Origin of the sequence: Staphylothermus marinus F1, from assembly GCF_000015945.1 — an archaeon.
Classification (GTDB): domain Archaea; phylum Thermoproteota; class Thermoprotei_A; order Sulfolobales; family Desulfurococcaceae; genus Staphylothermus; species Staphylothermus marinus.
Window position 1 is genome coordinate 786,365 of sequence record NC_009033.1, and the last position, 24,135, is coordinate 810,499.

The following is a 24,135-nucleotide window of genomic DNA, read 5'->3' on the forward strand; positions in this document are numbered from 1 at the left end:
AAACATTATTTTTCATAGTATTCAGTGCATACAGGGCAATCTGGAGACATGCTAAGCTTTAATACTTCAAACATCCCCGTTAATCCATCATATACTAGTAGCTTATTAGCAAATATTTCTCCTTTCCCAAGAAGAATCTTTAATGCTTCATTAGCCTCGAGAACACCTAATACTCCTGGTGTGGTTGGAATTATTGGTAGAGGAGATACAGTATATGAGGGTTTTTTGGGAAATATACATTTTAGACAAGGAGTCTTTTTAGGAATAATAACTGTTAATTGACCATAGAAACCATGTACTCCAGCATGGATAAATGGTTTGCCAAGTTTATGAGCAATTTTATCAATAACCAGCCTACCCTCCCAATTATCTAGAGCATCAACAACTACATCTGCAACTCTAAAATATTTCATAGCAACGTTTTCATCGAAGAACTCATTAACAGGTATTATTTCTATGTATGGATTAAGTAATCTAAGCCTTTCAGCAGCTACCTCAACCTTTGGTTTCCCAATATCATTGACAGTATAAAGTATTTGTCTCTGTAAATTACTTTCCTCTACCAAGCCGTTATCGATAAGTATAAGTTTCCCAATACCGGATGCTGCTAAATAATATGATGCAGCCGATCCTAGTCCCCCCACACCTACGATAACAACTGTTGATTTCTTAAGTTTTTGTTGCCCTTCCAATCCTATAATAGGTAATTGTCTACTATACCTATCAATTTCTTTCTCAGATAACATGTTAAGCTCTCCAAGAAACATTATTTTTCTACATTATGAAAATAATAGTTATGAGAGTTAAATATATTCGTGTGGTTTAACATAATATGGGATTTTTCCTTTATGGTAATCTCTAATTATTGTTCTAGCAGATTCCTCTATTAATGGTTCTTTAGTTGTTTTATAGTACCAACCGCGTTTAACTGCTAGTTCCTCGAGAATAACGTAGGGGTCTCTGGAAGATATACCATATGCTCTAACAAATGCGTTGGGTGAACACTTAATTATTCTACGAATAAGCTCTACTGCTGGGGGCACTGGATCATCTAGTTGTTCAGGACTTATACCCCTCAATATTCTTTCAAGAGAAGAACCCTCCACAGGGATTACTCCAGGGGTATCTATCATTAAAATATTCTTCTCCACACGGTATAATTGAGCATGATGAGTATAGCCTGGACTGCCGGGTATTGGGCTTGTGGAAGCTGAATGTCTTCCTTTCAACGCGTTAATTATTGAAGATTTACCTGTTTTAGGATATCCGGTAACAGCTACTATAACGGGTAATGCTGGTGCAACTTCTTTAATTCTTCTCCTAAGAATCCTTGTACCCATATGTTTAGTTGCTGCGATATAGACTACATTATATCCTCTACTCCTCAATAACCTAGCCCATTCTTCAACAATAGTTCTAGGTACTAAGTCGCTTTTATTAAGTACAATTATCAATTCTCTTCCAAGCTCATAAACTATTTTTTCTAACTTCCTACTCCGAGTACTCATTGGTTCTCTAGCATCAACAACTTCTAATACTACATCTGCCCTAGACACTATTCTCCTCAGATCATTCCAGCCAGCTAGTATGAATCCCTTAACCATTTCTATTCTTCACCGCTTTTCTCATACCTCATTATATCCTCTGGTTTTAGCAGGGATAACCAATCGATTCTCTGTTTAAACGGCTTAATATATCCTTTAATAATACCTATTATTTCCTCAACAACTTTCTCAGGTGTTTTATTAGAAGTATCTATTTCGAATACCTTGTCCTCGCCAAACCTGTTTATAGCGTTAGATACCACGATAGATAATATTTCAGCCATAACGTTTTCTCTAATCTTTCTCCAAGGCCAGCCCTTCTTCCTCAACCTTTCCTCTAATATAATAGGATTTGTTCTCAAAACGAAAACATATTCTACAATATTAGGAGGTAAGATCTCGGGATAATGTGTATCTATAATAACTATTTTATCGCTCTTCTCAACTAGTTCCAGTAATTTCTTGACAACTTTTTCTTCATCAATAACATAGCTTAGATGCATAGAATCATAGTCTATATATAACTTATTGTCTATAACATATCTGCTAACATCTACATGTACAGCATTTATTCTCTTCGATAATAATCTAGCAATTGTCGTCTTACCAGTCCCCGGAGTGCCAGCTATAATAACTACTCTCCCCATAACTTGTGCACCACTTATTAACTCAGCTCTGTTCTATAGATATCTTTAGGTGCTCAAAATATGTTGAGCATGTTTTCAAGAAACGATAAAGTATTAGTTATCGGTATAGGTGGTGGAGGAGATATAGTATCCGCGGCTGTAATAGCTTATATGTTGAGAAAACTAGGCGTTAAAACATATATTGGCAGTATTGTATGGGAGAGATTCGTATACGATCCTGTTCCTGGACCCATCCACTTAGATGAGATAAGAAAAATTAAACTTGTAGATAAGTATGCGGGAATAATTAATCAGGAATCATATGCTGTACGTCATGGTAGGAAAATTGTTTTCCAAGCAGTAAATGTTTCTAAAGCACTTAACGAAGAAGTATTTGTTTTTGATCTATGGAGCGGTGTCCAGGGATACGTGGAGGGAGTTAGTAGAGTAGATGAAAAATATGGTATAGACAAGATTGTAGGAGTAGATGTTGGAGGGGATGTTCTTGCAGAAGGATATGAAGACAACTTGTGGAGCCCCCTAGCAGACTCTATGGGTTTAGCAATGCTTAACCATTTCAAAAACTCCTATCTAATAGTACATTCGCCAGGTAGTGATGGAGAATTAAGCCAAGAATATGTGTTGCAGAGGCTCAGCATGATTGCTTCAATGAAAGGCTACTATGGAGCCATGGGTCTTGAGCAAAGCGATATAATAGTTTTAGAGAAAATCCTCAAATACGCTAAAAGCGAAGCCAGCAGAGCCGCATTAATAGCCTTCCAAGGTTTCCAAGGAGACATGCCGATAAGGAAAAATACTAGGTCTATAAAAATTAATCTTATCAATACATTAATGTTCATGACTGACCCCAGAATAACTTATGGTTTATCTAAGCCTGCACAATTAGTTAATAATACTTATTCTCTAGAAGAAGCTAATAATAAACTGAATAATGCAGGTATTTATACAGAGTATAATTTAGAAAAAGACATTCAAACTCTAAATGTTGATCCTCTAGAACTCTCAGGAGAAGAAATATTAAATATTAGGAGAAAAGGGATAAGAAGACTTAGAATGATGAACGACCAATCTACCGAGGAATAGATGAAGATAAACGCCCTTACTGATTTCTTCTCCAAAACTCTTTAAACCAATAAAGATCTTTGAGTTCTCTAAACATGTAATTAAACATTACATGTTTTTCTAGAGCAGTTAGTGCTGGACATATATAACATCCGAGCCTATAGAATCCTTTTAAATATAAAGGATTCAGTGGTAGATCATATTTTAAATGATATAGTTGAACAAGGAATGTGCTCCACTGCTTAATAGGTGCTGCTTCTAGATATCCTTCTCTTTTACGAACAGGAGGTTTTCTAGCTCTTAATACAGATTCGCTATCTCTATCACCTACGAGTACGAGAATTCGATCAAATCTTTTCTTATACCATTTAAGCCTCTTTTTGAAAGCATGAGTTTTTCTTAATGTGCACCATCGATTATTTTTTGTAGGTAATCCCTTCTTAGGCAATAATATATCTACATCAGCTCTCACAATATCTATTTCTAAACCAAGCATTGTACTTATTTCTTCAACATATTTCCTAGTATGGGGAAAATCAACACCTGTATCAACATATATGCCTCTAACCATATCTTCTCCATAATGCATTTTAGCCATGTGTAGAACTACTAAACTATCCTTTCCACCACTAAAACTTACTAGAACAATATCTGGTTTACCAAGACTATCGAGAAATCTGCGGGCGACAAATAAGTTCATTAATAATGTATCATTGTTCTTTTTCAATATTTCATCTAGATCTATTGACTCATATACTTTATCTTTATACTTTATACTCTTCAGCATATAGCCTTTATCGGGCACAATTATTTTACCGTGAAGATATGGTCCATCATATACATAGTGTTCTCCAGCGAATCTCTTATTGATCAAAGCATTGATCGGCGGGTTTAAACCAGTACTTAAAAGTAATTTGTGATAATCCTTGCCTAAAGCAAGCCAAACATCATATGCAGGCTTTATCTCGTATTGTTCAAGCATTTCACCTTTTAAGCCAAGCTTGTATGTGTTGTTCCATACTATATGGTTTCTAAGAAAAGCTCTACCTGTTTCTATAATTTTAGCTAATTTAAACTGTTGACCTATAAGTTTGTGATCGAGCTGTATATGTACTGTTATTGGGTCGGTGAGCTGGATAGAGGTTTTCTCCCCGGTTGAAACCACTATATTATATGAGTTATTCTTTTGTTTTCTCGATAGATTAATCCATTTACCATAATATTTGTTCAGAGTTTTTCTTACATAATCCTCTATACTAGGATCCTTTACTACTACATTATACATCCAATACATATATATTTTTACCTTCCATATCTCTATAATAAATAAACTGCTTTATCATTATGGTTGAAAATATTTATTGACTATTAAATATTATATTTCATACCACATGTATCTATACTAGGAGATATTAGCAAATAACAAGTTTATAGGCTTATAATGGAGGCGTATACTATATGAGTGAAGAACTAATTAGTAAGTTGGAAAACCTATTTAATGAGATGAAAGATTGGGAGCGTAGACCAGTTGTAAAATCAGGTAGAATAATTATTGAACTCGTTAAACTACCTGAAAAACAGAGTCGTTCATCAATTAAACCAGCAAGTTTAGCATTAATGATTCGTAGAGAAGATGCTTTTAGAGGAATAATTATTGAATCAGCTGAGGAAATAGATGATCTTAAGACAGCTATTAGTATTGAGAAAATAAGAGATCTTGCAAAAGCTATTAAAGAATTTAATAGGAAAAGAGCTATTAAAGAGTTTGAGATCTAACTGTATTTTTATTGATTAAATTTATAATATTATAGTGGGATAGGAAAAAATATAAATCATGAGAACTAACTATGTGGTAAGACTACCTAGGCTTGTTTATCTATATGTGATGGTGATCTAGTTGACTCTTCAAATAACCAAACATATTGGTGAAATCTCCTATAAGCTTCCCAAGGTTAGGGAAGGAGAAGAATTACTAACTATTACTCAGAGTGTTTGCCCATATTGTTACCGGATATTACCTTCAATAGTTGTAGAGCGTAATGGAAAAGTATATATTAGGAGAGTTTGCCCAGAACATGGTGAGATCGAGGAACTATATTATGGAGACGTAGAAATCTATAAGAAAATGATTAAGTGGGATGAAGAAGGCAGAGGAGCTAGACATATCTATACACCTGTAACGCGTCCATGCCCATTCAATTGTGGATTATGTCCTATGCATAAACAACACAGTGCACTAGTAAATATTGTATTAACTAATAGATGCAATCTTAGCTGTTGGTATTGTTTCTTCTATGCAGAAGCTGCTGGATACGTGTATGAACCAACAATAGAACAGATAGTGTCAATGATTAGACAAATAAAGAAGCAAGGCGTTGCAGTTAATGTTCAGTTAACAGGTGGAGAACCAACTCTCAGAGAAGACCTTATCGATATTGTTAAAGCCTTAAAAGCTGAGGGGGTAAGGCATCTCCAATTAAACACTAATGGTATAAAATTCTCTGAGCTATACTGGGAGGATCCAGTTAAAGCAATAGAGTATGCTAGAGCTCTTAGAACAAGTGGTGTGAATACAGTTTATCTAAGCTTCGATGGCGTATCTCCTATTACTAACTGGAAGAATCACTGGGAAATACCATATATTTTCGAAGTATTCAGAAAGGCTAAGATGACTAGCGTAGTATTAGTTCCAACAGTGATAAATAATGTAAACACACATGAAGTGGGAGCAATAGTGAGATTTGCCGCGAAACACGTTGACATTGTAAGAGCTGTTAACTTCCAACCAGTCAGCCTCACCGGTATGATGAAGAAACATGAAAGAGCTAAGTTTAGAATCACGATCCCTGATGTTATAAAGCTTATTGAAGAACAAACAGATGGAGAAGTACCTAGGGAAGCTTGGTTCCCAATACCTGTTAGTGCGATCTTTTCAAGATTCATTGAAGCATTTGCTAAAGAATTCAAGTTTGAAATGGCTAATCATCCGATGTGTGGAGCCGGCACTTATGTATATGTTGAGCGCAGAAGCGATGGAACAACAAGATTAGTGCCCATAACAAATTTTGTAGATGTTGAAGGTTTCCTAGAATACTTGAAGTATAAATGGGAAGACTTATTATATGGTTCAACAAGGCTCATGGTAGGTATGAAAATACTATATAGCATTCGTAAATTCATTGATCAAAAGAGGGCGCCAGAAGGATTTGATCTCTATAAATTATTGCTGAATATAATTATTAGGAGAAACTATGAAGCTCTAGGAGAACTACACTATAAGATGGTGTTTCTTGGAATGATGCATTTCATGGATCTATACAATTACGATATACAGCGTGTACAGAGATGCAACATCCACTATGCAGCACCAGATGGAAGATTAATACCGTTCTGTGCATTCAACATATTCGAAGACATATATAGAGATAAAACACAGAGAGAATACGGAATACCATTAGAGGAATATAGTAAGAAATATGGATTGCCACCAAAAGTCGTCACAAAGAAATATATTAGAAATAGAAGACTATTAGAATCAACCGAGATATATAAGAAAACCTATGAAGGAATAATAGAATTAACTAAAAGATAAGTTTTTAAAATTAAATTCTTCTCCTAAACAAAACTTCTCCTAAATAATAAATCCTAAATAATAAAGATTTAAAACGGCCAAAAACACCAATACATTAAATAGAAGTAGCCGGGTCGTCTAGCGGCCAAGGATGCGGGGCTTTGGATCACCCGCTCAACGGGTGAGGAGAACCCCCGTGACCGGGGTTCGAATCCCCGCCCGGCTACCACTTTTAACTTTCATCAAAGTTTTCAATAACTCCATTGTCCTCTATCCATTATTCACGAAAGATTAGCTTTATATTACAGTTTTAACTGTTATAGTTTCTAGAAGGGTTATGGGCCCGTAGCTCAGCCTGGTAGAGCGGCGGGCTTTTAACCCGTAGGTCCCGGGTTCAAATCCCGGCGGGCCCGCTTCTATAAATTTTTTCTAAGTATAAGTCTTGAAAGCTGTGATGCTATGTGATCAGCTATTCTTAATGGTTCAGGTATAGGGCTATAAATCATTGTTTGTAGGAGTAGTTTAGATGCCTCTTTTGGATTTATTCCATATGGAGAAAACTCTATTGTTTTCCATCTTGTACTCAGAGGATACATGTTCCTATATATTTTGCTGATTACTTTGTATCTCTTAGACCAGTCTAGAAAATGTTTTTTGAGGGAATACTTTATTCTCTCAAGATCTAATGGGTATTGTTGAACAGTTATTACAGGTATCTGTGTTTCTTCATGTATTTGTAGCGCATCGGCTACATCGAATCCTGCATAAGTTATTCCATCGAGTAGGATTACTTTGCAAGGCTTCAATAATTTTACTAGATCTATTATCGTAGGTGTTGTTTCTCTTCCATCAATAATTACTCGTTTAAAAGCTATTCTTACAATGAAAGAGTTATTTCTAGTTTTAATACATGCGAGAATTGTTCTCCCCTTTCCTCCTTTGAAAAACTGTGGAAAATATCCGTCATCGCATGCTATTATTGTGTTTTTCATAATTTGATTGCTCCTTCAATAATGTCTAAAAGCTCTGAATTTATCTTGATAAGTTTTGTTTTTCCATGCCTACCTCTACTGACAACTACGGCATTTATTAAGCCTATCATGTCCAGCTGTGTTATTATCTCACTTATTCTTCTCTGTGTTAATGGCTCTATTCCATATTCTAATGCGATCTTGAAATATTTATTGTATACTTCGCCGGTAGTACTTGTTCCCTTTTCTTTCATTAACTCTATTATTGCCTTCAACACTAGTTTGGGGTGCAGAGGAAGAGTTGATGCTGCCTGATATATTCTCCCCTCTTCGAGCTCTATTTGTGCTTTCTTAACATGTTCGATGGTTACAACATTGGCTCCTTCACGCTCAGCTATTTCTCCAGCAACTCTTAGTAGATCAAGCGCTCTTCTAGCATCACCATGTTCTCTCGCGGCTAACGCTGCACAGTAGGATATTATTCTTGAAGAAACCACTCCGGGATAGAATGCTTTGTCGGCTCTCTGCTTTAATATATCATATAGTTGTTCTGCATCATAGGGTGGAAAAACTATTTCTTCTTCTCCCAAACTGCTTCTAACACGTGGATCAAGATTTTCCACGAAGTTTATATCATTTGTTATGCCTATTATTGCAACACGCGCTTTTTCGAGTTCTTCATTTATTCTTACAAGCTTATATAATAGATCGTCTCCTTCTCGCTTAACATAGTAGTCTATTTCATCCAGTACAACAATGTGTAGTCCGCCCCAGTTTTCCAATGCTTTAATATATCTGCGGTAAACCTCGCTAATCGCTATACCTGTTGATGGTATGCGTAGTCCTAGTGAGGAAGCAATAGATGCTATTACTCTATATGTTGTATCTACTTTTCTCGTGTTAACATATGCATGTAATAGTCTTGCATTGAGTGTTGGTGCTTTCTCAGCTAATCTCTTAGTCACGTATTTAGCAACAGCTGTTTTACCTGTTCCTGTCAAACCATATATGAGCACATTGCTTGGTCTCTCACCTTTAAGTGCTACAACTAGTATTTCAGCTAGTTTCCTAATCTCTTTTTCACGGTGTGGAAGTGTTTCTGGGATATAGTCCGGGTGAAGTATTTCTTTGTTCATAAATATCTTGCTTTTCTTCTTCAATCTAGACTCTATTATTTCATCTATTATGTCGCTAACCATTAAAACACCTCATAAACTCCAATGAAAGAACTCCAGTTTCGAATGGAAACATATTCATAGAATATGGTTATAGAGAGAAATATATAAAACAATATGTTTCATGAAAACCATATAAGCGGGATTCATAGGAGATGCTTAATGACTAGTACTGAAGTAGTAAAAGCAGTATTATTCGATATGGATGGCACAATCATTAATAGTGTAGAATTAATAGCGGAATGCTGGTCTAAAGCTTTCAAGAAACATGGAATAAGAATAGAGCCTCAAGACATATATAGAGTTGTAGGATTGCCGGCTGATACTATTTTAGAAAAATATACTGGAACAAAAAATCCTCGTTTACATAACTCTATACTGGAACAAGCTAGAAAATGTTTTGAAGAAAAAATGAATCCAAATACTCTCCTATACAATGATGTATTAGAAACTATTAAACAATTAAGAGAAAACAATAAACTATGTGGAATAGTTACTTCATCTTCATGTAAAAGAACAATTGAACTTCTCGAAAAACTCGATATCATAGAATACTTTGATACGATTCAATGTTACCAGGGAAAGCTTAGAGGAAAACCATATCCTGATCTACTATTATCCGCGTTGAATAAACTAGGCATTAAACCTAGTCAAGCCATTTATGTTGGAGATTCATATATTGATTATTTAACCGCAAGAAACACGGGAGTATTATTTGTTTTGGTAAAAAGGAGTTGGAATACACATATCGTTGATAAATGTTCTGAAAAATGTATTGTAATAAGTGATCTTAGAGAAATAAGTAATTTAATAACAAATAAAATCAAGTAATTAAGGGCTCTCTCGATGGCCTGCAGAGTGTTCGAAGAAATAAATATTGATGGTAAACAATTAGTTATAAGAGAACCTTGCAGTATTCGTGATTATAGAGAGTTAATGGATGTTCAAATAAAAATATGGGGTATGCCGGGTTATATCGAAGCAGTTACTTATCACATGCTTATATCAGGGCATAGAAATGGCGGAATACTAATTGGTGTTTTTGATAAGAAAACTGGTGAAGCTGTAGGGCTCACGTTTGGAATCCCCGGTTTTAGAAATGGACAATTATATGTATATAGTCATTTATTCGGTTTCATACCTGAGCTACGAAATAAAGGATTAGGAACAATATTGAAAAAGTATCAGCGAATACTGGCTCTAGAGAAAGGATATGTATTGTTTCGCTGGACATATGATCCTCTTCAAAGCGCTAATGCTTACTTTAACATAGTTAAGCATGGAGTAATAGTTAGAAAGTTTACTCCTAACTATTATGGTTATCTTGAAGACAGTATAAATCGTGGTATGCCAAGTGATAGATTCGAAGCAGAATGGTGGATCAAGTCTCGGAGAACAATGATGGTATTAGAGGATAAAGTTCCTAAGGCTTCCCTACAGGATATTTTAAATCTAGGCGGCGAATACGCTACTAAAACAAGTATTAAGAACAATATAGTTCTACTAGAAAATATAGATTTAGATTCTAGATCTGACATTGTTATCGTAGAGATCCCATACAATATTGCCAAGTTAAGAAGGATTAGTCGAGATATCCTCATGAATTGGAGGCTGAAACTACGTGAACTATTCAACCACTACATAAATGTTAAGGGTTATATTGTTATATGGATGCTTGTTGAGAAAATTAATGGTCTAAATAGGAGCTTTTATGTATTATGGCGTAGAAGTCTTGATCGGGTCTTGGCAGGAGATTTCCCTTGGAGCTCGTAAAACTAGAGATAATTCATTACCGTGCAACGATGAAAGAGGTATTTGAAACTAGTTTCGGCAAAACAAGGATCAGAGACACAATACTGATCCATGTAATTGATTATTCCGGAGAAGAAGGGTGGGGCGAAGCACCAGTTGATATTGGTCCTTGGTACAGTTATGAAACTGTCTACACAGCTATACATATAATCAAAGATTACATTGCATCTATCCTGGCAAAACATAGAGTCATACGTGATCCGTGGCAGTATTATGGATTAGTAAAAATAGTTAGAGGACACAACATGGCTAAAGCAGGAGTAGAGTTTGCATTGTGGGATCTATATTCTAAGCTTCAAAACAAACCTTTATACAAGATAGTTGGCGGTGTTAAAAATAAAGTTGAGGCCGGTCTGAGTATAGGTATAATAGGTGATTTAGACAAATTAATCCGCTATATTGATAAAGGATTGGAAAAAGGGTATAGGAGAATAAAAATAAAGATCAAGCCTGGATGGGATGTAGATCCTGTAAAGAGAATTCGGGAAATCTATGGGGATATTCCTCTCCAAGTAGATGCTAACGCCGCTTATACTCTCGATGATGCCTATATTTTTAGAGAATTAGATAAATATGGTTTATTAATGATCGAACAACCATTACACTATGATGATCTATATGAACACTCTATTTTACAAAGAGAAATAAAAACGCCAATATGCTTAGATGAAAGCATTAAGAATGTTCACGATGCAAAAGCTGGTTATGCACTAGGTAGTTATAAGATATTAAATATTAAACCTGCTAGAGTGGGTGGCCTAGTTGAAACCTTGAGAATTCATGAATTCGCTAAAAAACATAATATTCCTTTATGGATCGGGGGATTACTAGAAACAGGAATAGGAAGAGCATTCCAAATAGCTGCAGCAACATTACCTATGATCAAGTATCCTTCAGACATATCTGAATCAACACGTTTCTACGAAGAAGAAATAGTTGAGCCCCCTTGGACACTAAATAAGGATGGAACATACAATGTACCTGACAAGGCGGGAATAGGAGTAGATGTGTTATACGAAAAAATAATGAAACATACAGTAAAAACAATCAATATAAAGCTATAATTAATAGTTTATTGAAAAACTTATAAGCATTGTAAAAAATCAGAAATATCAGGGTTTTATGGGCCGGTAGCTCAGCCTGGAAGAGCGCTCGGTTGGCATCCGAGAGGTCCCGGGTTCAAATCCCGGCCGGTCCACCATATTACTACGGTTACATTTGATTAGTATTTATAAGATTTATAAGGTAAGTAAAATTTTAGTATATCATATAAAAATATTAATTATTTGGTGAGCGGCTAGCTGTTGACCTATACATTTAAGACGATAGGTTTAAGACTCCCATTTCTAATTGACATGTTAGGATATATATTGCCATACTGGAGTATGGATAGCAAAGATGCTTACGGGTTGAGATAAATATGTCTCGAAAAAAACCCAATATTTTAGAACACGAACTTGTTCCTAAACATGAAGTATTATCTGTTCGAGAAGCTGCTGAGCTTCTGAGAAAACTTAAAATAAAACCTGCCCAACTCCCCTGGATCAGTATTGATGACCCTGTTGTAAAAGCTATTAAAGCAAAGCCGGGGGACATAATCCGTATAATTAGGAAGAGCCCAACAGCTGGAGAAGCAATTGCTTATAGATATGTTGTTGTAGATACACTTAGACCTAGAAAGAAGGAGAAGGTGTGATCAAGCCTTGTCTAGCTCTAATAAGTTCCCAACCCCAGATGATTTATGGACTGTAATGAAGAGCTTCTTTGAAGAATTTGGACTTGTTAGACAACATCTAGACAGCTATAATAGATTTATAGATCATTTATTGCCGGAAATAATAAGTGAACACAAAGAAATAACAATATCGGGCAATAGGAAATTATTGATTAAAGGATACCGTATAGGCAGCGAGCCCAAGATTAGAACCATTGAGGGATTTGAAAGAACAGTTACACCTCTAGAATGTAGATTGAGGAACTTTACATACGCTGTACCTATCTATTTAAAAGTTGCATTACAAGATGAAACCGGTATTTATAAAGAACAAGAAATTAAATTAATGGATCTCCCGGTTATGTTAAAATCCAAAATTGATCCATTAAGTAAAATGACCGCTGAGGAACTAGTTGCTATAGGTGAGGATCCCAAAGATCCCGGTGGTTACTTTATTATTAATGGTAGTGAAAAAGTACTTGTTGCACAAGAGGATCTAGCCAGTAACAATATACTAGTTGATTATGCAAGTGAAGGGTCTTCAGCAACTCATATCGCCAAAGTTATAAGTGTAGCTAAAGGTAGGAGGAGCCAATTAGTTATTGAACGAAGAAAAGACGGTATTTTCTATGCAAATCTCCACGGCCACCGTATTCCCGTTGTTATATTAATGACTGCTCTAGGCTTAGCATCTGAACTCGAGATAACTTATGCTGTCAGCTTAGACCCTGATCTACAAACCTATTTATTACCCTCAATTATGCAGGCTCAATCAGTATTTCCAAGACTAGAAATACCAGAAAACGCTTCTCCCGAGGAACAAAAAAGAATCGAGGAAGAACATAGGAGGAAAACAATAGAGACAGCACTAGACTATATTGGTGCTAGAATAGCTATTGGTAGGCCTAGAGAAGAACGTATAAGAAGAGCGCAAAGAGCACTAGATGAATACTTACTACCACATATAGGCACCGAGCCAACCCCTGAGGTTAGACGTAAGAAAGCATATTTTATAGGGCAAATGGTGAATAAACTAATAGAACTCATTGTTGATCGTAGAAAACCCGATGACAAAGATCATTATCGTAATAAGAGACTTAAACTAGCCGGCGACCTCCTAGCCCAGCTTGTAAGACACAATCTAGTAACGTACTTTATAAGAGAAGTCAAGAGCAGTATTGAGAGAAGCTATAGTAAATATGGAAGACTAGATCTTAAACTGGTTATCAAACCTGGAATGTTAACAGATAGAATACTACATGCAATGGCTACAGGAAACTGGCCCGGCGGAAAAACAGGTGTAAGCCAGTTATTGGATAGAACAAACCTAATGAGCACTCTGAGCCATCTTAGAAGAGTAGTATCTCCACTAAAACGTACCCAACCACATTTTGAAGCAAGAGAGCTTCATCCAACACAATGGGGTAGAATGTGCCCATTCGAAACACCTGAAGGAGCAAATATTGGTCTTGTAAAGAACTTAGCATTAATGGCTCATGTCAGTGTAGGTGTGCCGGAGGAGCATATAGAGCCTATACTATATAGAAAACTTGGAGTAAAGAATTTAGATGAAATTATTGAGGAAATCAAAAAAGCGATCACAGGTGAGGTGGAAGAATATCCTGATTATACTTCTTGGAGCCGTGTATATTTAAATGGTAGATTAATTGGATATCATCCTGATGGTAAAAAACTTGCACAGGAGATCAGGAACCTGAGAAGACGGGGAAAGATAAGTGTAGAAGTAAATGTCGCGCATATACGGGATGAGCACTTAAATGAAGTATATATAAACACAGATGCAGGTAGAATAAGGAGGCCTTTATTAGTTGTTGAGAACGGCAAACTTAAGCTGAAACCAGAACATATTGCAAAGCTCAAGTCTGGCGAGTGGAAGTTCAGCGATCTTGTGAAGAGAGGAATTATTGAATACCTAGATGCAGACGAGGAAGAAGAAGCATATATTGCATTAACCCCTGACCAAATCACGCCAGAACATACACATATGGAGATATGGACACCTGCAATAATGGGTATAACAGCCTCAATAATCCCCTACGCTGAACATAATCAGAGCCCGAGAAATTCTTATGAAGCAGCAATGGCGAAGCAAAGCTTAGGACTTTACTCTGCTAATTTCCAGCAGAGAATGGATACACGGGGTCATCTACTACATTATCCACAAAAACCATTAGTGCAGACAAGAGCTATGGAAGTAAATGGTTACAATGAGAGACCTGCTGGACAAAACATGGTTGTAGCAGTAATGAGCTTCACTGGATACAATATAGAAGACGCATTGATCATGAATAAGAGCAGTGTAGATCGAGGATTAGCTAGAAGCACTTTCTTCAGGCTCTACACAACAGTTGAATATAGGTATCCTGGCGGACAAGAAGATAGAATCATGATTCCTCCAAGCAATGTCCGAGGTTATCGTGGACCAAAAGCATATGAGAAACTCGACGAGGATGGAATAGTTTCGCCTGAAACACCTGTTAAAGGAGGAGATGTACTAATAGGAAAAATAAGCCCGCCAAGATTCATGACGGCCCAAGAATACACTGTAGGGGCAGGAATAACTCGTCAAGATGCAAGTGTAGTAACTAGACATGGAGAAAAAGGTATTGTAGACGTGGTAATGGTTACTACAGATATTGATGGAAACAGACTAGTGAAGGTACGTGTAAGAGATCTTAGAATACCCGAGTTAGGAGATAAGTTCGCTTCAAGACATGGACAAAAAGGTGTAATAGGCTTACTGGTTCCACAACAAGATATGCCGTTTACAGAGGAGGGAATAGTTCCTGATCTAATAATTAATCCACACGCATTTCCATCAAGAATGACTGTTGGACAATTAATTGAAAGCATAGCTGGTAAAGCAGCTGCGCTTGAGGGAAGATTTGTTGATGCAACACCATTCCATAAAGAACCAATAGATAACTTAATGATCACATTGAAGAGACATGGGTACCCAATGAGTGGATACGAGACAATGTACGATGGTAGAACAGGTGAAATCCTCAAGACACCAATATTCATAGGAATAGTGTATTATCAGAAACTACACCATATGGTAGCCGACAAAATACATGCACGTGCTCGCGGACCAGTACAGATACTAACTAGACAACCAACTGAGGGAAGAGCTAAGGAGGGAGGTCTCAGGTTCGGTGAGATGGAAGTTGACTGCCTAGTAGGTCATGGAGCATCATTGTTATTGAAAGAACAAATGCTGGATAAAAGTGATAAAACAACTATATACGTATGTGAATTATGTGGGCACATAGGATACTATGATCGTATACGTGGAAAATACATGTGCCCCATACATAAAGATAAAGGTAAACTTAAACCTGTAGAGGTATCCTATGCATTCAAACTCTTAGTCCAAGAATTAATGAGTATGTGCATAATGCCACGTTTGAAACTAGAAGATATACACAAGAAGATCTAGAGGTGATTACTTAGTGAAAACCCCTGTTCCAACCCGTATTTCAGCAATTAAATTCGGAATTTTATCGCCTGAAGAAATAAGGAAAATGAGCGTTACAACAATTATTACAAGTGAAGTATACGATAATGATGGAGCACCTATTGATGGAGGAGTAATGGATAGAAGACTAGGAGCAATAGAGCCTCGAGAAGTCTGTCCCGTATGTGGAAATACCCGTGAAAGCTGTCCAGGACATTTCGGACACATAGAATTGGCTAGACCAGTTATTCATGTAAGCTTTGTCAAACATATCCATATGTATCTAAAAACAACTTGTAGAGTATGTGGAAGAATAAAGATCAAAGAAGATGAGAGGAAAAGATACTTAGAACTATTAAATTCGCTTAAAGAACTCGGATTAGAATATCTTGTTAAAAGGTTACATGAATATATACGGAGAAAAGCAGCAGCAACTCAGAGATGCCCTCATTGTGGAGCTAAACAATATAGAATTAGACTTGAGAAACCACATAGCTTCTATGAGGATCGTGGCGAGGAGGGATATGTAAAGCTAAATCCCATAGAAGTACGTGCTAGATTGGAGAAGATACTTGATGAAGATGTTAGATTACTAGGTGGAGACCCAATAGATGCCCGTCCTGAATGGATGGTATTAACAGTTTTACCTGTTCCACCACGCAGTGTTAGGCCATCAATACTTTTAGAGACAGGTATTAGGAGTGAGGATGATTTAACACATAAGCTAGTGGATATTATTCGTATAAATAATAGATTAAGAGAACACATAGAGTCTGGCGCACCAAACGCTATTATAGAGGATGAATGGGAGCTCCTACAATATCATGTAACAACATATTTTGATAATGAAGCACCAGGAATACCTGTTGCAAGGCATCGTAGCGGCAAAGTATTGAAGGGTCTTGCACAGAGACTTAAAGGTAAGGAAGGAAGGTTCCGTGGAAATCTAAGGGGTAAACGTGTTGATTTCTCAGCTCGTACAGTGATTAGTCCAGATCCTAACATAAGCATTAATGAAGTAGGTGTGCCTGAAGTTGTTGCTAAAATACTAACAGTTCCTGAAAGAGTGACTCCATGGAATATTGAAGAGATGAGAAGACTAGTTCTTAATGGACCAGATAAGTGGCCTGGAGCAAACTATGTTATTAGACCAGATGGTAGAAGGATAAGTTTGAAATATGTTGATCGAAAAGCAATGGCTGAAACCCTGGCTCCAGGCTTTATTGTGGAGAGACATCTTAGAGACGGAGACATAGTATTATTTAATCGACAACCATCGCTACACAGAATCTCAATTATGGCTCACGTAGTAAGAGTTCTACCATATAAGACTTTTAGATTAAACCTACTTGTTTGTCCACCATATAACGCCGACTTTGACGGAGACGAAATGAACCTCCATGTCCCACAAAGTGAGGAAGCACGTGCTGAAGCCAGAATGCTGATGCTTGTCGAAAAACATATTTTAACACCACGCTATGGAGGACCAATTATTGGTGGTTTACAAGACTATATTAGCGGAGCATTCTTGTTAACAAGTAAATCAACCCTTCTAACACGTGAAGATGTAATAGAGCTTCTAGGAGTAGCTGGTTATCGCGGAAAATTACCGGAGCCAGCAATACTCAAGCCAAAACAGTATTGGACAGGTAAACAGTTAATCAGCTTATTCCTCCCAGATGATTTCAACTATAAAAGACCAGCAAAAATGGCTGGTGCAACAGCATTGAGATGTATAGATGAAGATTGCCCACATGACAGTATTGTTATCGTTAAGAACGGAGTTCTTCTAGAGGGTGTATTAGATAAAGCAAGTATTGGACGCGAAGAACCAGAGAGCCTAATACACTGGCTAGTCAAAGAATACGGAGAAGATATTGCTAGATTATTCATGGACTACGTGTATAAAATGTTTCTAAGATTCGCGGAGAAATACGGATTCACAATGGGATACTCGCACCTACTACTCCCACCCGAAGCTAAGAAGAGAGTGCTAGAAATTATTGAAGAAAAGAAGAAAGAAGTATATGAGTTAATCGAGAAATATCATCGAGGAGAACTTGAGCCTAGGCCTGGTAGAACAATTGAGGAGACACTTGAAGATGAAATAATAGATCTGCTATCTAAGAAATTATTGGATGATGTAGCAGACACTATAATACCATATTTCAAATTGTCAAACCCTGTAATAATAATGGCTCGTACAGGAGCACGAGGAAACCCGATAAACCTTACTCAGATGGCTGCATTATTAGGACAACAAACAATTCGTGGTAGAAGAATAACTAGAGGATACATGCACCGTACACTACCTCATTTCAAACCAGGAGATCTAGGTCCGGAAGCAAGAGGATTCGTAGCACATGGCTTTGTTGATGGATTAAACCCGATAGAAGTATTCTTCCACGCAGCAGCTGGCCGTGAAGGATTAACCGATACCGCTGTCCGTACAAGTCAGAGCGGCTACATGCAGAGAAGACTCATAAATGCACTACAGGATTTAAGAGTAGAATATGATGGAACAGTGAGATTGCCTACCGGAGAAATAGTGCAATTTGCTTATGGAGAAGACGGCGTAGATCCTATGAAGAGTGATCATGGAGAAGCTGTGAAAATTGATCGTGTAATAGAAAAAGTTATAGGGTGGAGAATATGAGGAGAAAAATAAGATCAATTAAACAATTAGAATCCTTGCTTGAAAACGAACTCAAAGGAAAGGTAAGCAATAAAGTATATGAAGAACTCCGAGAAAAACTCAAGGAAGCATATAAAGAGCATGGATTATACATTGAAGAAGTAAAAGCAATAATTAAAGAAACTATAGACAGGTATATGAGGAGCCAAGCAGAACCAGGGGAACCCGTGGGAACAGTTGCTGCACAAAGTATAGGAGAACCATCAACACAGATGACTCTAAGAACATTCCACTATGCTGGAGTACGTGAATTCAACGTAACATTGGGTTTGCCGAGACTTATAGAAATAGTTGATGCTAGGAAAAAACCTGGAACACCAATTATGGAGATACCATTAGATGAAGAGCACAAATATGATGAAGAAAAAGCTAAAAAAGTTGCTAGAATGATTGAGAGCACAACAATTGAAAACATTTCTAAAGAAATCAATGTTGATCCGTACGAAGGTGCAACAATTGTTCTCGACTCTGAAATGCTTAGTGATAAGGGGATAAGTGTTGATGAAGTCGTTAAAGTTCTAGAAAAATTAAAACTTGGAAAAGTATATGTTGATCCAGAAGATCCCTACGTAATCCATATAGCTCTTAGATCGGAAAAGATTGATTATACAAAAGTTGAAAAGATCCGCACTAAAATAGCAAATACAAAGATCAAGGGAATTAAGGGTATTACAAAAGTCATTATCCAGAAGAGAGGAGACGAATATATATTGGTTGCTGAGGGAAGCAATTTAGCGGAAGTAATGAAAGTGCCTGGAGTGGATTATCGCAAAGTATATACTAACAACATCGCTGAAATAGAGGAGATCCTAGGAATAGAGGCTGCAAGAGCCGCTATAATACGTGAAACAAAGAATGTACTTGAAGATCAAGGTTTAGATGTTGATATAAGACACTTGATATTGTTAGCAGACATGATGACATGGACAGGTAAAATTAGACAAGTTGGTAGAATGGGTATTGCAGGGGAGAAGCCAAGCGTGCTTGCTAGAGCTACTTTTGAAATGACTGTTCAAAAACTAGTCGAAGCAGCTGTTGAAGGAGAAGTAGATATGCTTAAAGGCGTGCCTGAAAACGTAATAATTGGGCAACCAGTACCCGTGGGTACGGGTATTGTTGAAATATTTATGATGCCCCATAAAGTTAAAGAAGAGGTAGAAGAATTAGAGGATGAAAGTATAGAAGCAATGATTATTAATAAAAACAATGAGGAGAAAAGGTGATTATTGAATGCCTTCATCTTCAATAGATTTCATAAGAGCACTCCAAATGGCTATTAAGACTGGAGAAGTAATATTGGGAAGTAAAAGAACAATAAAATTAGTACTTCACGGAAAAGCTAAACTAGTTGTTGTCGCAGCAAATGCTCCTCCAGAAATTAAAAGAGACATTGAATACTATGCTAAATTATCAAACATACCCGTTTATAGGTTTCCTGGAACAAATATGGAACTTGGAACTCTTGCAGGTAAACCCTTCGGCGTATCCGCTATGGCTATAGTTGATCCTGGACAATCAAATATTTTAGAAATAGTGGAGGAGGAGAGTGAGTGAGTAAGAAGAATGACCGGCCACAAATAAAGCTTACACCAGAAGAATTCAGATATATGGCATTACTCCATGAGCTAACAGGAGTACATGTTAGAGACTGCATTATAGACGATGAAAATAACCGAATAATATTCCTAGTTAATCCTGACGAAGTAGGAAAAGCTGTTGGTCCACGAGGACTATATGTTCAAAAACTTAGAAAACTTCTCGGCAAAAATATAGAGATCGTAGGGTATAGTGATGATCTAGAAGAGCAGGTAAGATACGCATTAGCACCAGCTAGGATAAGAGAAGTAAGAATAACTAATAGACCAGGCGGTAAAAAAGTAGTTTATGTAAGTGTCGAACCAAACGATAAAGGTATGGCTATAGGTAGAGGCGGTAAAAACGTTGCAAGAGCAAAAATAATACTTAAACGTTACTATGGAATAGATTTCGTAATAATCGCTTGAAGCTAGAAGAGTAATTTTTAAAAAGAGCATATAGAGAATTCGATACTAGGCTTGAGAACAAGGAATGAGATGAAAAACAATGGCTGGAAAAAAAGCGCCAAATGGATTATTTGCTGCGAGAAAACTTAGAAGGAAGAGGCTAAAGTTTAGGTGGAGCCAGAGAGAATTCAAGATCAAAATGCTTGGATTAAAGAAGAAACATGACCCATTAGAAGGAGCTCCAATGGCGCGTGGAATAGTATTAGAAAAAGTTGGAGTAGAAGCGAGACAGCCTAACTCTGCTGTACGTAAATGTGTTCGTGTTCAATTAGCAAAGAATGGAAAAGTTGTAACAGCATTTGTCCCATTTGATGGTGGTATAAACTATATTGATGAACACGATGAAGTAATTATTGAAGGTATTGGAGGACCCCGCGGACGCTCCATGGGTGATATTCCCGGTGTTAGATACAAGGTAATAATGGTTAATGGTGTATCATTGAAAGCATTATATCTAGGTAAAAAACAGAAACCTGTAAGGTAGAACAACATTTTATATGGGTCTAAATTTAAAACCTAGTTAAAATATATCTTCTCGATCTATATCTGTATATTCCTCATCGTCCTCGTATTCTTCATCCTCTATTTCATCACTTGTATCAGTAGAAGCCAAAAGCCTGAATTCTTCCTGTTGATCTACAAGTTCTTTTTTGACATATATTGGTTTATTAGTTAGTTTTGCAAGAAATATAGCATGGCTAGGAACCATTCTTCTCTTAATAGCCATGTTTCCATCTGAGAATTCAGCTATAGCACTGTATACTCCTGTTTTAGGATCTATTTCGTTAATAACAACTCTTCTCAAATGTTTTCCTAGAATATCCAATATGTCAGGCATGCTTGATAAAACATCTACTAATCTCTCACGTTCATCATCTATTTCTTCTCCATCAAGTTTTTTCAGGCTTACAACTATATCGAAAGGAACACGTTCTAATATAAAGAACCTACCATCTTCTAATAAGCACACTATTCTAGGAATAAATAATCTGTCAAACACTATTTCTCCAGATACATCTATAACTCTTATAAGATCTTCTTCCAAATATTACCTCCTCCACATTTAGATAGGGTGTTAGAGTTTGTAGTCTACAGTATATGAATTGTGGTTTAAACACCTTATTTAGCTTAACAGCTAAGTTTTTTATACGTAAGAGTTTTAAGGGTGATATAATAGTTTTGGTATTGCAGAAAAGAAACGGTGAATCGGTAGTGGCAGAGGAAAGTGTTGTTGTAAAAGTTAATGAGATTAAACTATTTGGTAAATGGAGCTATGATAACATTATAGTGCGAGATCCAGGTTTGAAAAGATATCTTTGTCTAAAACCAGTATTCCTACCTCACACTGGTGGAAGACACGAGCATCGCAGGTTTGGTAAGGCCGAGGTACCAATAGTTGAAAGACTCATAAACAAAATAATGAGGCCAGGCAGGAATACTGGGAAGAAACATTTGGCTTACAACATTGTAAAGAAAGCCTTCGACCTAATATATTTGAAAACAGGAGAGAATCCTATACAGGTTCTTGTTCGAGCAATAGAATATGCTGCACCAAGAGAAGAAACTACTAGGATAATGTATGGAGGCATAGTTTATCATGTTGCAGTCGATATTGCTCCTCAAAGAAGAATTGATTTAGCATTGAAACATTTAACTGATGGAGCCCGTAATAAATCGTTTAATAATCCACTACCAATAGAGGAAGCATTAGCAGAGGAAATTATTCTAGCAGCAAATAATGATCCGAGAAGCTATGCTATTCAGAAGAAAGAAGAAATAGAAAGAATAGCTCTCAGCAGTAGATAATGAATAACATTACTTCCTATAGGGTATTCTATATCCTACAAAACTGATTTAATCATACAACAAAGTTCTTCAAGGATAGCTTTATAAATACTATATCGAATTAGTATTTCTAGCATAGTGTAAAAGTATATTATAAATATAAAAACCCTAAACATGTATTTAATTCGGAGTAGATTAAATGACATGAATGGGGTAGATTAGTATGAGCTCTGGAAAACCACACTTAAACCTAGTAGTAATCGGGCACGTAGACCATGGTAAGAGTACATTAGTAGGACATATACTATACCGATTAGGACTCGTCGATCAAAAAACAATACAGATGCTAGAAGAAGAAGCTAAAAAGAGAGGAAAAGAGAGCTTCAAGTTTGCATGGCTACTTGACAAGCTTAAGGAAGAGCGTGAGCGCGGAGTAACAATAGCGTTAACCTACATGAAATTCGAGACTAGAAGATACATCTTCACAATTATTGATGCGCCAGGACACAGAGACTTCGTTAAAAACATGATTACAGGTGCAAGCCAAGCAGATGCAGCATTACTAGTAGTAAGTGCTCGTAAAGGTGAGTTCGAAGCAGGCATGAGCCCTGAAGGACAGACACGTGAACACGCCATCCTAGCTAAGACAATGGGTATAAACCAATTAATTGTTGCAGTAAACAAGATGGATGCAACAGAGCCTCCATGGAGCCAGAAGAGATATGAGCAAATAAAAACTATTCTAGGAAAATTCCTAAAGAGCCTAGGATATGATATAAGTAAGGTACCATTTATCCCCGTATCCGCATGGACCGGAGACAACCTCATTGAGAGATCGCCAAATATGCCATGGTACAATGGACCAACCCTAGTTGAAGCACTAGATAGCTTAGAGCCACCACCGAAGCCAATAGATAAACCATTAAGAATACCTATACAAGACGTATATGCTATTAGCGGTGTTGGAACAGTACCCGTTGGACGTGTTGAAACAGGTGTATTAAGGGTTGGCGACAAAGTAGTATTTATGCCGCCGGCAAAGGTCGGTGAAGTACGTAGCATTGAAACCCACCATGTAAGAATAGAGAAGGCTGAGCCAGGAGACAACATCGGATTCAATGTACGTGGCGTTTCAAAGAGAGACATTAGACGTGGAGATGTTGCAGGACACCTAGATAACCCACCAACGGTAGCAGAAGAATTCACAGCAAGAGTATTCATAATATGGCATCCAACAGCAATTACTGTTGGATACACGCCAGTAATACATATCCACACTGCTAGCGTAGCTAGTAGAATAGTAGAGATTAAAGCCAAACTAGACCCTAGAACTGGTAAGGTAGTTGAAGAAAACCCACAATTCATTAAAATGGGCGATGCAGCAATTGTGAGATTCAAACCCATCAAGCCATTAGTAGTTGAGAAATACAGTGACTTCCCACCATTAGGAAGATTCGCTATGAGAGACATGGGTAAAACAATTGGTATCGGAGTAGTAGTAGATGTTAAGCCAATGAAGATCGAGATAAAGACCAAGTAAAATAAGTATTTAACATATGATCTCAACGAAAAATTTTTCTAATACATAAACAACCAATATCTCTATAAACCCTCATAACTCATTGATATGCTGAGGCGT

The 24,135-nt window shown here is 36.9% G+C and carries 22 protein-coding genes and 3 tRNA genes; 18 read left to right on the forward strand and 7 right to left on the reverse strand.

All coding sequences use genetic code 11. From position 1 onward, the window contains the following. Window positions 1–5 precede the first annotated feature (5 nt). Genes SMAR_RS04050 through SMAR_RS04060 form a run of 3 tightly spaced genes read right to left on the reverse strand, consistent with a single transcriptional unit; the run spans window position 6 to window position 2,191 of the window. Window positions 6–746 carry a HesA/MoeB/ThiF family protein gene (locus tag SMAR_RS04050; protein WP_011839081.1) on the reverse strand — a complete coding sequence of 247 codons (741 nt, stop codon included), beginning with the start codon at window positions 744–746 and terminating at the stop codon, window positions 6–8. A gap of 57 nt (window positions 747–803) precedes the next feature. Next, window positions 804–1,604 (reverse strand): GTPase, encoded by an 801-nt coding sequence (locus SMAR_RS04055; protein ID WP_011839082.1) that lies wholly within the window; start codon window positions 1,602–1,604, stop codon window positions 804–806. 2 nt (window positions 1,605–1,606) lie between these two features. Beyond that, window positions 1,607–2,191, reverse strand: coding sequence for an adenylate kinase family protein (locus SMAR_RS04060; protein WP_011839083.1), 585 nt, complete (start codon window positions 2,189–2,191; stop codon window positions 1,607–1,609). A gap of 60 nt (window positions 2,192–2,251) precedes the next feature. Here SMAR_RS04060 and SMAR_RS04065 point away from each other — a divergent pair, with 60 nt between their 5' ends. Continuing rightward, window positions 2,252–3,274, forward strand: a complete 1,023-nt coding sequence (locus SMAR_RS04065) for a DUF1152 domain-containing protein (RefSeq protein ID WP_011839084.1) — start codon at window positions 2,252–2,254, stop codon at window positions 3,272–3,274. 16 nt (window positions 3,275–3,290) lie between these two features. Here SMAR_RS04065 and SMAR_RS04070 read toward each other — a convergent pair whose 3' ends face one another. Then, window positions 3,291–4,547 carry a phosphoadenosine phosphosulfate reductase domain-containing protein gene (locus SMAR_RS04070; RefSeq protein WP_011839085.1) on the reverse strand — a complete coding sequence of 419 codons (1,257 nt, stop codon included), beginning with the start codon at window positions 4,545–4,547 and terminating at the stop codon, window positions 3,291–3,293. Between the two features lie 164 nt (window positions 4,548–4,711). On the opposite strand from SMAR_RS04070, the gene SMAR_RS04075 reads away from it, so the two are divergent. From SMAR_RS04075 to SMAR_RS04090, 4 genes are all read left to right on the forward strand, one after another. Continuing rightward, window positions 4,712–5,029, forward strand: a complete 318-nt coding sequence (locus SMAR_RS04075) for a hypothetical protein (RefSeq protein WP_011839086.1) — start codon at window positions 4,712–4,714, stop codon at window positions 5,027–5,029. Window positions 5,030–5,150: 121 nt separating this feature from the next. Continuing rightward, complete coding sequence (gene tes / locus SMAR_RS04080; protein WP_011839087.1) at window positions 5,151–6,845, forward strand: tetraether lipid synthase Tes; 1,695 nt, start codon at window positions 5,151–5,153, stop codon at window positions 6,843–6,845. Between the two features lie 106 nt (window positions 6,846–6,951). Continuing rightward, window positions 6,952–7,053, forward strand: a tRNA-Gln gene (locus SMAR_RS04085). A 110-nt stretch (window positions 7,054–7,163) separates the two neighbouring features. Beyond that, window positions 7,164–7,237, forward strand: a tRNA-Lys gene (locus SMAR_RS04090). A gap of 3 nt (window positions 7,238–7,240) precedes the next feature. On the opposite strand, the gene SMAR_RS04095 is transcribed toward SMAR_RS04090, so the two are convergent. Together SMAR_RS04095 and SMAR_RS04100 are read right to left on the reverse strand one after the other, a co-directional pair. Further along, window positions 7,241–7,816 carry an endonuclease dU gene (locus SMAR_RS04095; protein ID WP_011839088.1) on the reverse strand — a complete coding sequence of 192 codons (576 nt, stop codon included), beginning with the start codon at window positions 7,814–7,816 and terminating at the stop codon, window positions 7,241–7,243. Continuing rightward, window positions 7,813–8,994, reverse strand: a complete 1,182-nt coding sequence (locus SMAR_RS04100) for a Cdc6/Cdc18 family protein (protein WP_011839089.1) — start codon at window positions 8,992–8,994, stop codon at window positions 7,813–7,815. The genes SMAR_RS04095 and SMAR_RS04100 overlap by 4 nt, the downstream gene beginning before the upstream one ends. 138 nt (window positions 8,995–9,132) lie before the next feature. On the opposite strand from SMAR_RS04100, the gene SMAR_RS04105 reads away from it, so the two are divergent. The 11 genes from SMAR_RS04105 (at window position 9,133) to SMAR_RS04155 (ending at window position 21,195) form a co-directional block, all read left to right on the forward strand. Beyond that, window positions 9,133–9,801 carry an HAD family hydrolase gene (locus tag SMAR_RS04105; RefSeq protein WP_011839090.1) on the forward strand — a complete coding sequence of 223 codons (669 nt, stop codon included), beginning with the start codon at window positions 9,133–9,135 and terminating at the stop codon, window positions 9,799–9,801. Window positions 9,802–9,816: 15 nt separating this feature from the next. Beyond that, entirely contained in the window at window positions 9,817–10,743 is a 927-nt protein-coding gene (locus SMAR_RS04110; RefSeq protein ID WP_011839091.1) for a hypothetical protein, read from the forward strand. After that, window positions 10,731–11,846 (forward strand): o-succinylbenzoate synthase, encoded by a 1,116-nt coding sequence (menC, locus tag SMAR_RS04115; RefSeq protein WP_011839092.1) that lies wholly within the window; start codon window positions 10,731–10,733, stop codon window positions 11,844–11,846. Before SMAR_RS04110 ends, menC begins: the two co-directional genes overlap by 13 nt. A 60-nt stretch (window positions 11,847–11,906) precedes the next feature. Continuing rightward, a tRNA-Ala gene (locus tag SMAR_RS04120) sits at window positions 11,907–11,983 on the forward strand. Window positions 11,984–12,202: 219 nt separating this feature from the next. Further along, window positions 12,203–12,478: a DNA-directed RNA polymerase subunit H gene (locus SMAR_RS04125; RefSeq protein WP_011839093.1), complete on the forward strand. Its 276-nt coding sequence runs from the start codon at window positions 12,203–12,205 to the stop codon at window positions 12,476–12,478. 7 nt (window positions 12,479–12,485) lie between these two features. Beyond that, the gene (locus SMAR_RS04130; RefSeq protein WP_011839094.1) at window positions 12,486–15,956 is read left to right on the forward strand and encodes a DNA-directed RNA polymerase subunit B; all 3,471 of its coding nucleotides are present in this window, start codon (window positions 12,486–12,488) and stop codon (window positions 15,954–15,956) included. A gap of 85 nt (window positions 15,957–16,041) precedes the next feature. Beyond that, on the forward strand, window positions 16,042–18,630 hold the full coding sequence (locus SMAR_RS04135) for a DNA-directed RNA polymerase subunit A' (protein ID WP_425277389.1): 2,589 nt from the start codon (window positions 16,042–16,044) through the stop codon (window positions 18,628–18,630). Continuing rightward, window positions 18,627–19,892, forward strand: coding sequence for a DNA-directed RNA polymerase subunit A'' (gene rpoA2 / locus SMAR_RS04140; RefSeq protein ID WP_011839096.1), 1,266 nt, complete (start codon window positions 18,627–18,629; stop codon window positions 19,890–19,892). The genes SMAR_RS04135 and rpoA2 overlap by 4 nt, the downstream gene beginning before the upstream one ends. Window positions 19,893–19,899: 7 nt before the next feature. Beyond that, window positions 19,900–20,223 (forward strand): 50S ribosomal protein L30e, encoded by a 324-nt coding sequence (locus SMAR_RS04145; RefSeq protein ID WP_011839097.1) that lies wholly within the window; start codon window positions 19,900–19,902, stop codon window positions 20,221–20,223. Further along, complete coding sequence (locus SMAR_RS04150; protein WP_011839098.1) at window positions 20,220–20,672, forward strand: NusA-like transcription termination signal-binding factor; 453 nt, start codon at window positions 20,220–20,222, stop codon at window positions 20,670–20,672. The genes SMAR_RS04145 and SMAR_RS04150 overlap by 4 nt, the downstream gene beginning before the upstream one ends. 79 nt (window positions 20,673–20,751) lie before the next feature. Continuing rightward, window positions 20,752–21,195 carry a 30S ribosomal protein S12 gene (locus SMAR_RS04155; RefSeq protein ID WP_011839099.1) on the forward strand — a complete coding sequence of 148 codons (444 nt, stop codon included), beginning with the start codon at window positions 20,752–20,754 and terminating at the stop codon, window positions 21,193–21,195. 36 nt (window positions 21,196–21,231) lie between these two features. Here SMAR_RS04155 and SMAR_RS04160 read toward each other — a convergent pair whose 3' ends face one another. Continuing rightward, complete coding sequence (locus SMAR_RS04160) at window positions 21,232–21,756, reverse strand: bifunctional nuclease family protein (protein WP_011839100.1); 525 nt, start codon at window positions 21,754–21,756, stop codon at window positions 21,232–21,234. A 167-nt stretch (window positions 21,757–21,923) separates the two neighbouring features. On the opposite strand from SMAR_RS04160, the gene SMAR_RS04165 reads away from it, so the two are divergent. Together SMAR_RS04165 and tuf are read left to right on the forward strand one after the other, a co-directional pair. Beyond that, window positions 21,924–22,517: a 30S ribosomal protein S7 gene (locus SMAR_RS04165; RefSeq protein ID WP_011839101.1), complete on the forward strand. Its 594-nt coding sequence runs from the start codon at window positions 21,924–21,926 to the stop codon at window positions 22,515–22,517. A gap of 202 nt (window positions 22,518–22,719) precedes the next feature. Further along, window positions 22,720–24,036, forward strand: coding sequence for a translation elongation factor EF-1 subunit alpha (gene tuf, locus SMAR_RS04170; protein WP_011839102.1), 1,317 nt, complete (start codon window positions 22,720–22,722; stop codon window positions 24,034–24,036). The last annotated feature ends 99 nt before the right edge of the window (window positions 24,037–24,135 follow it).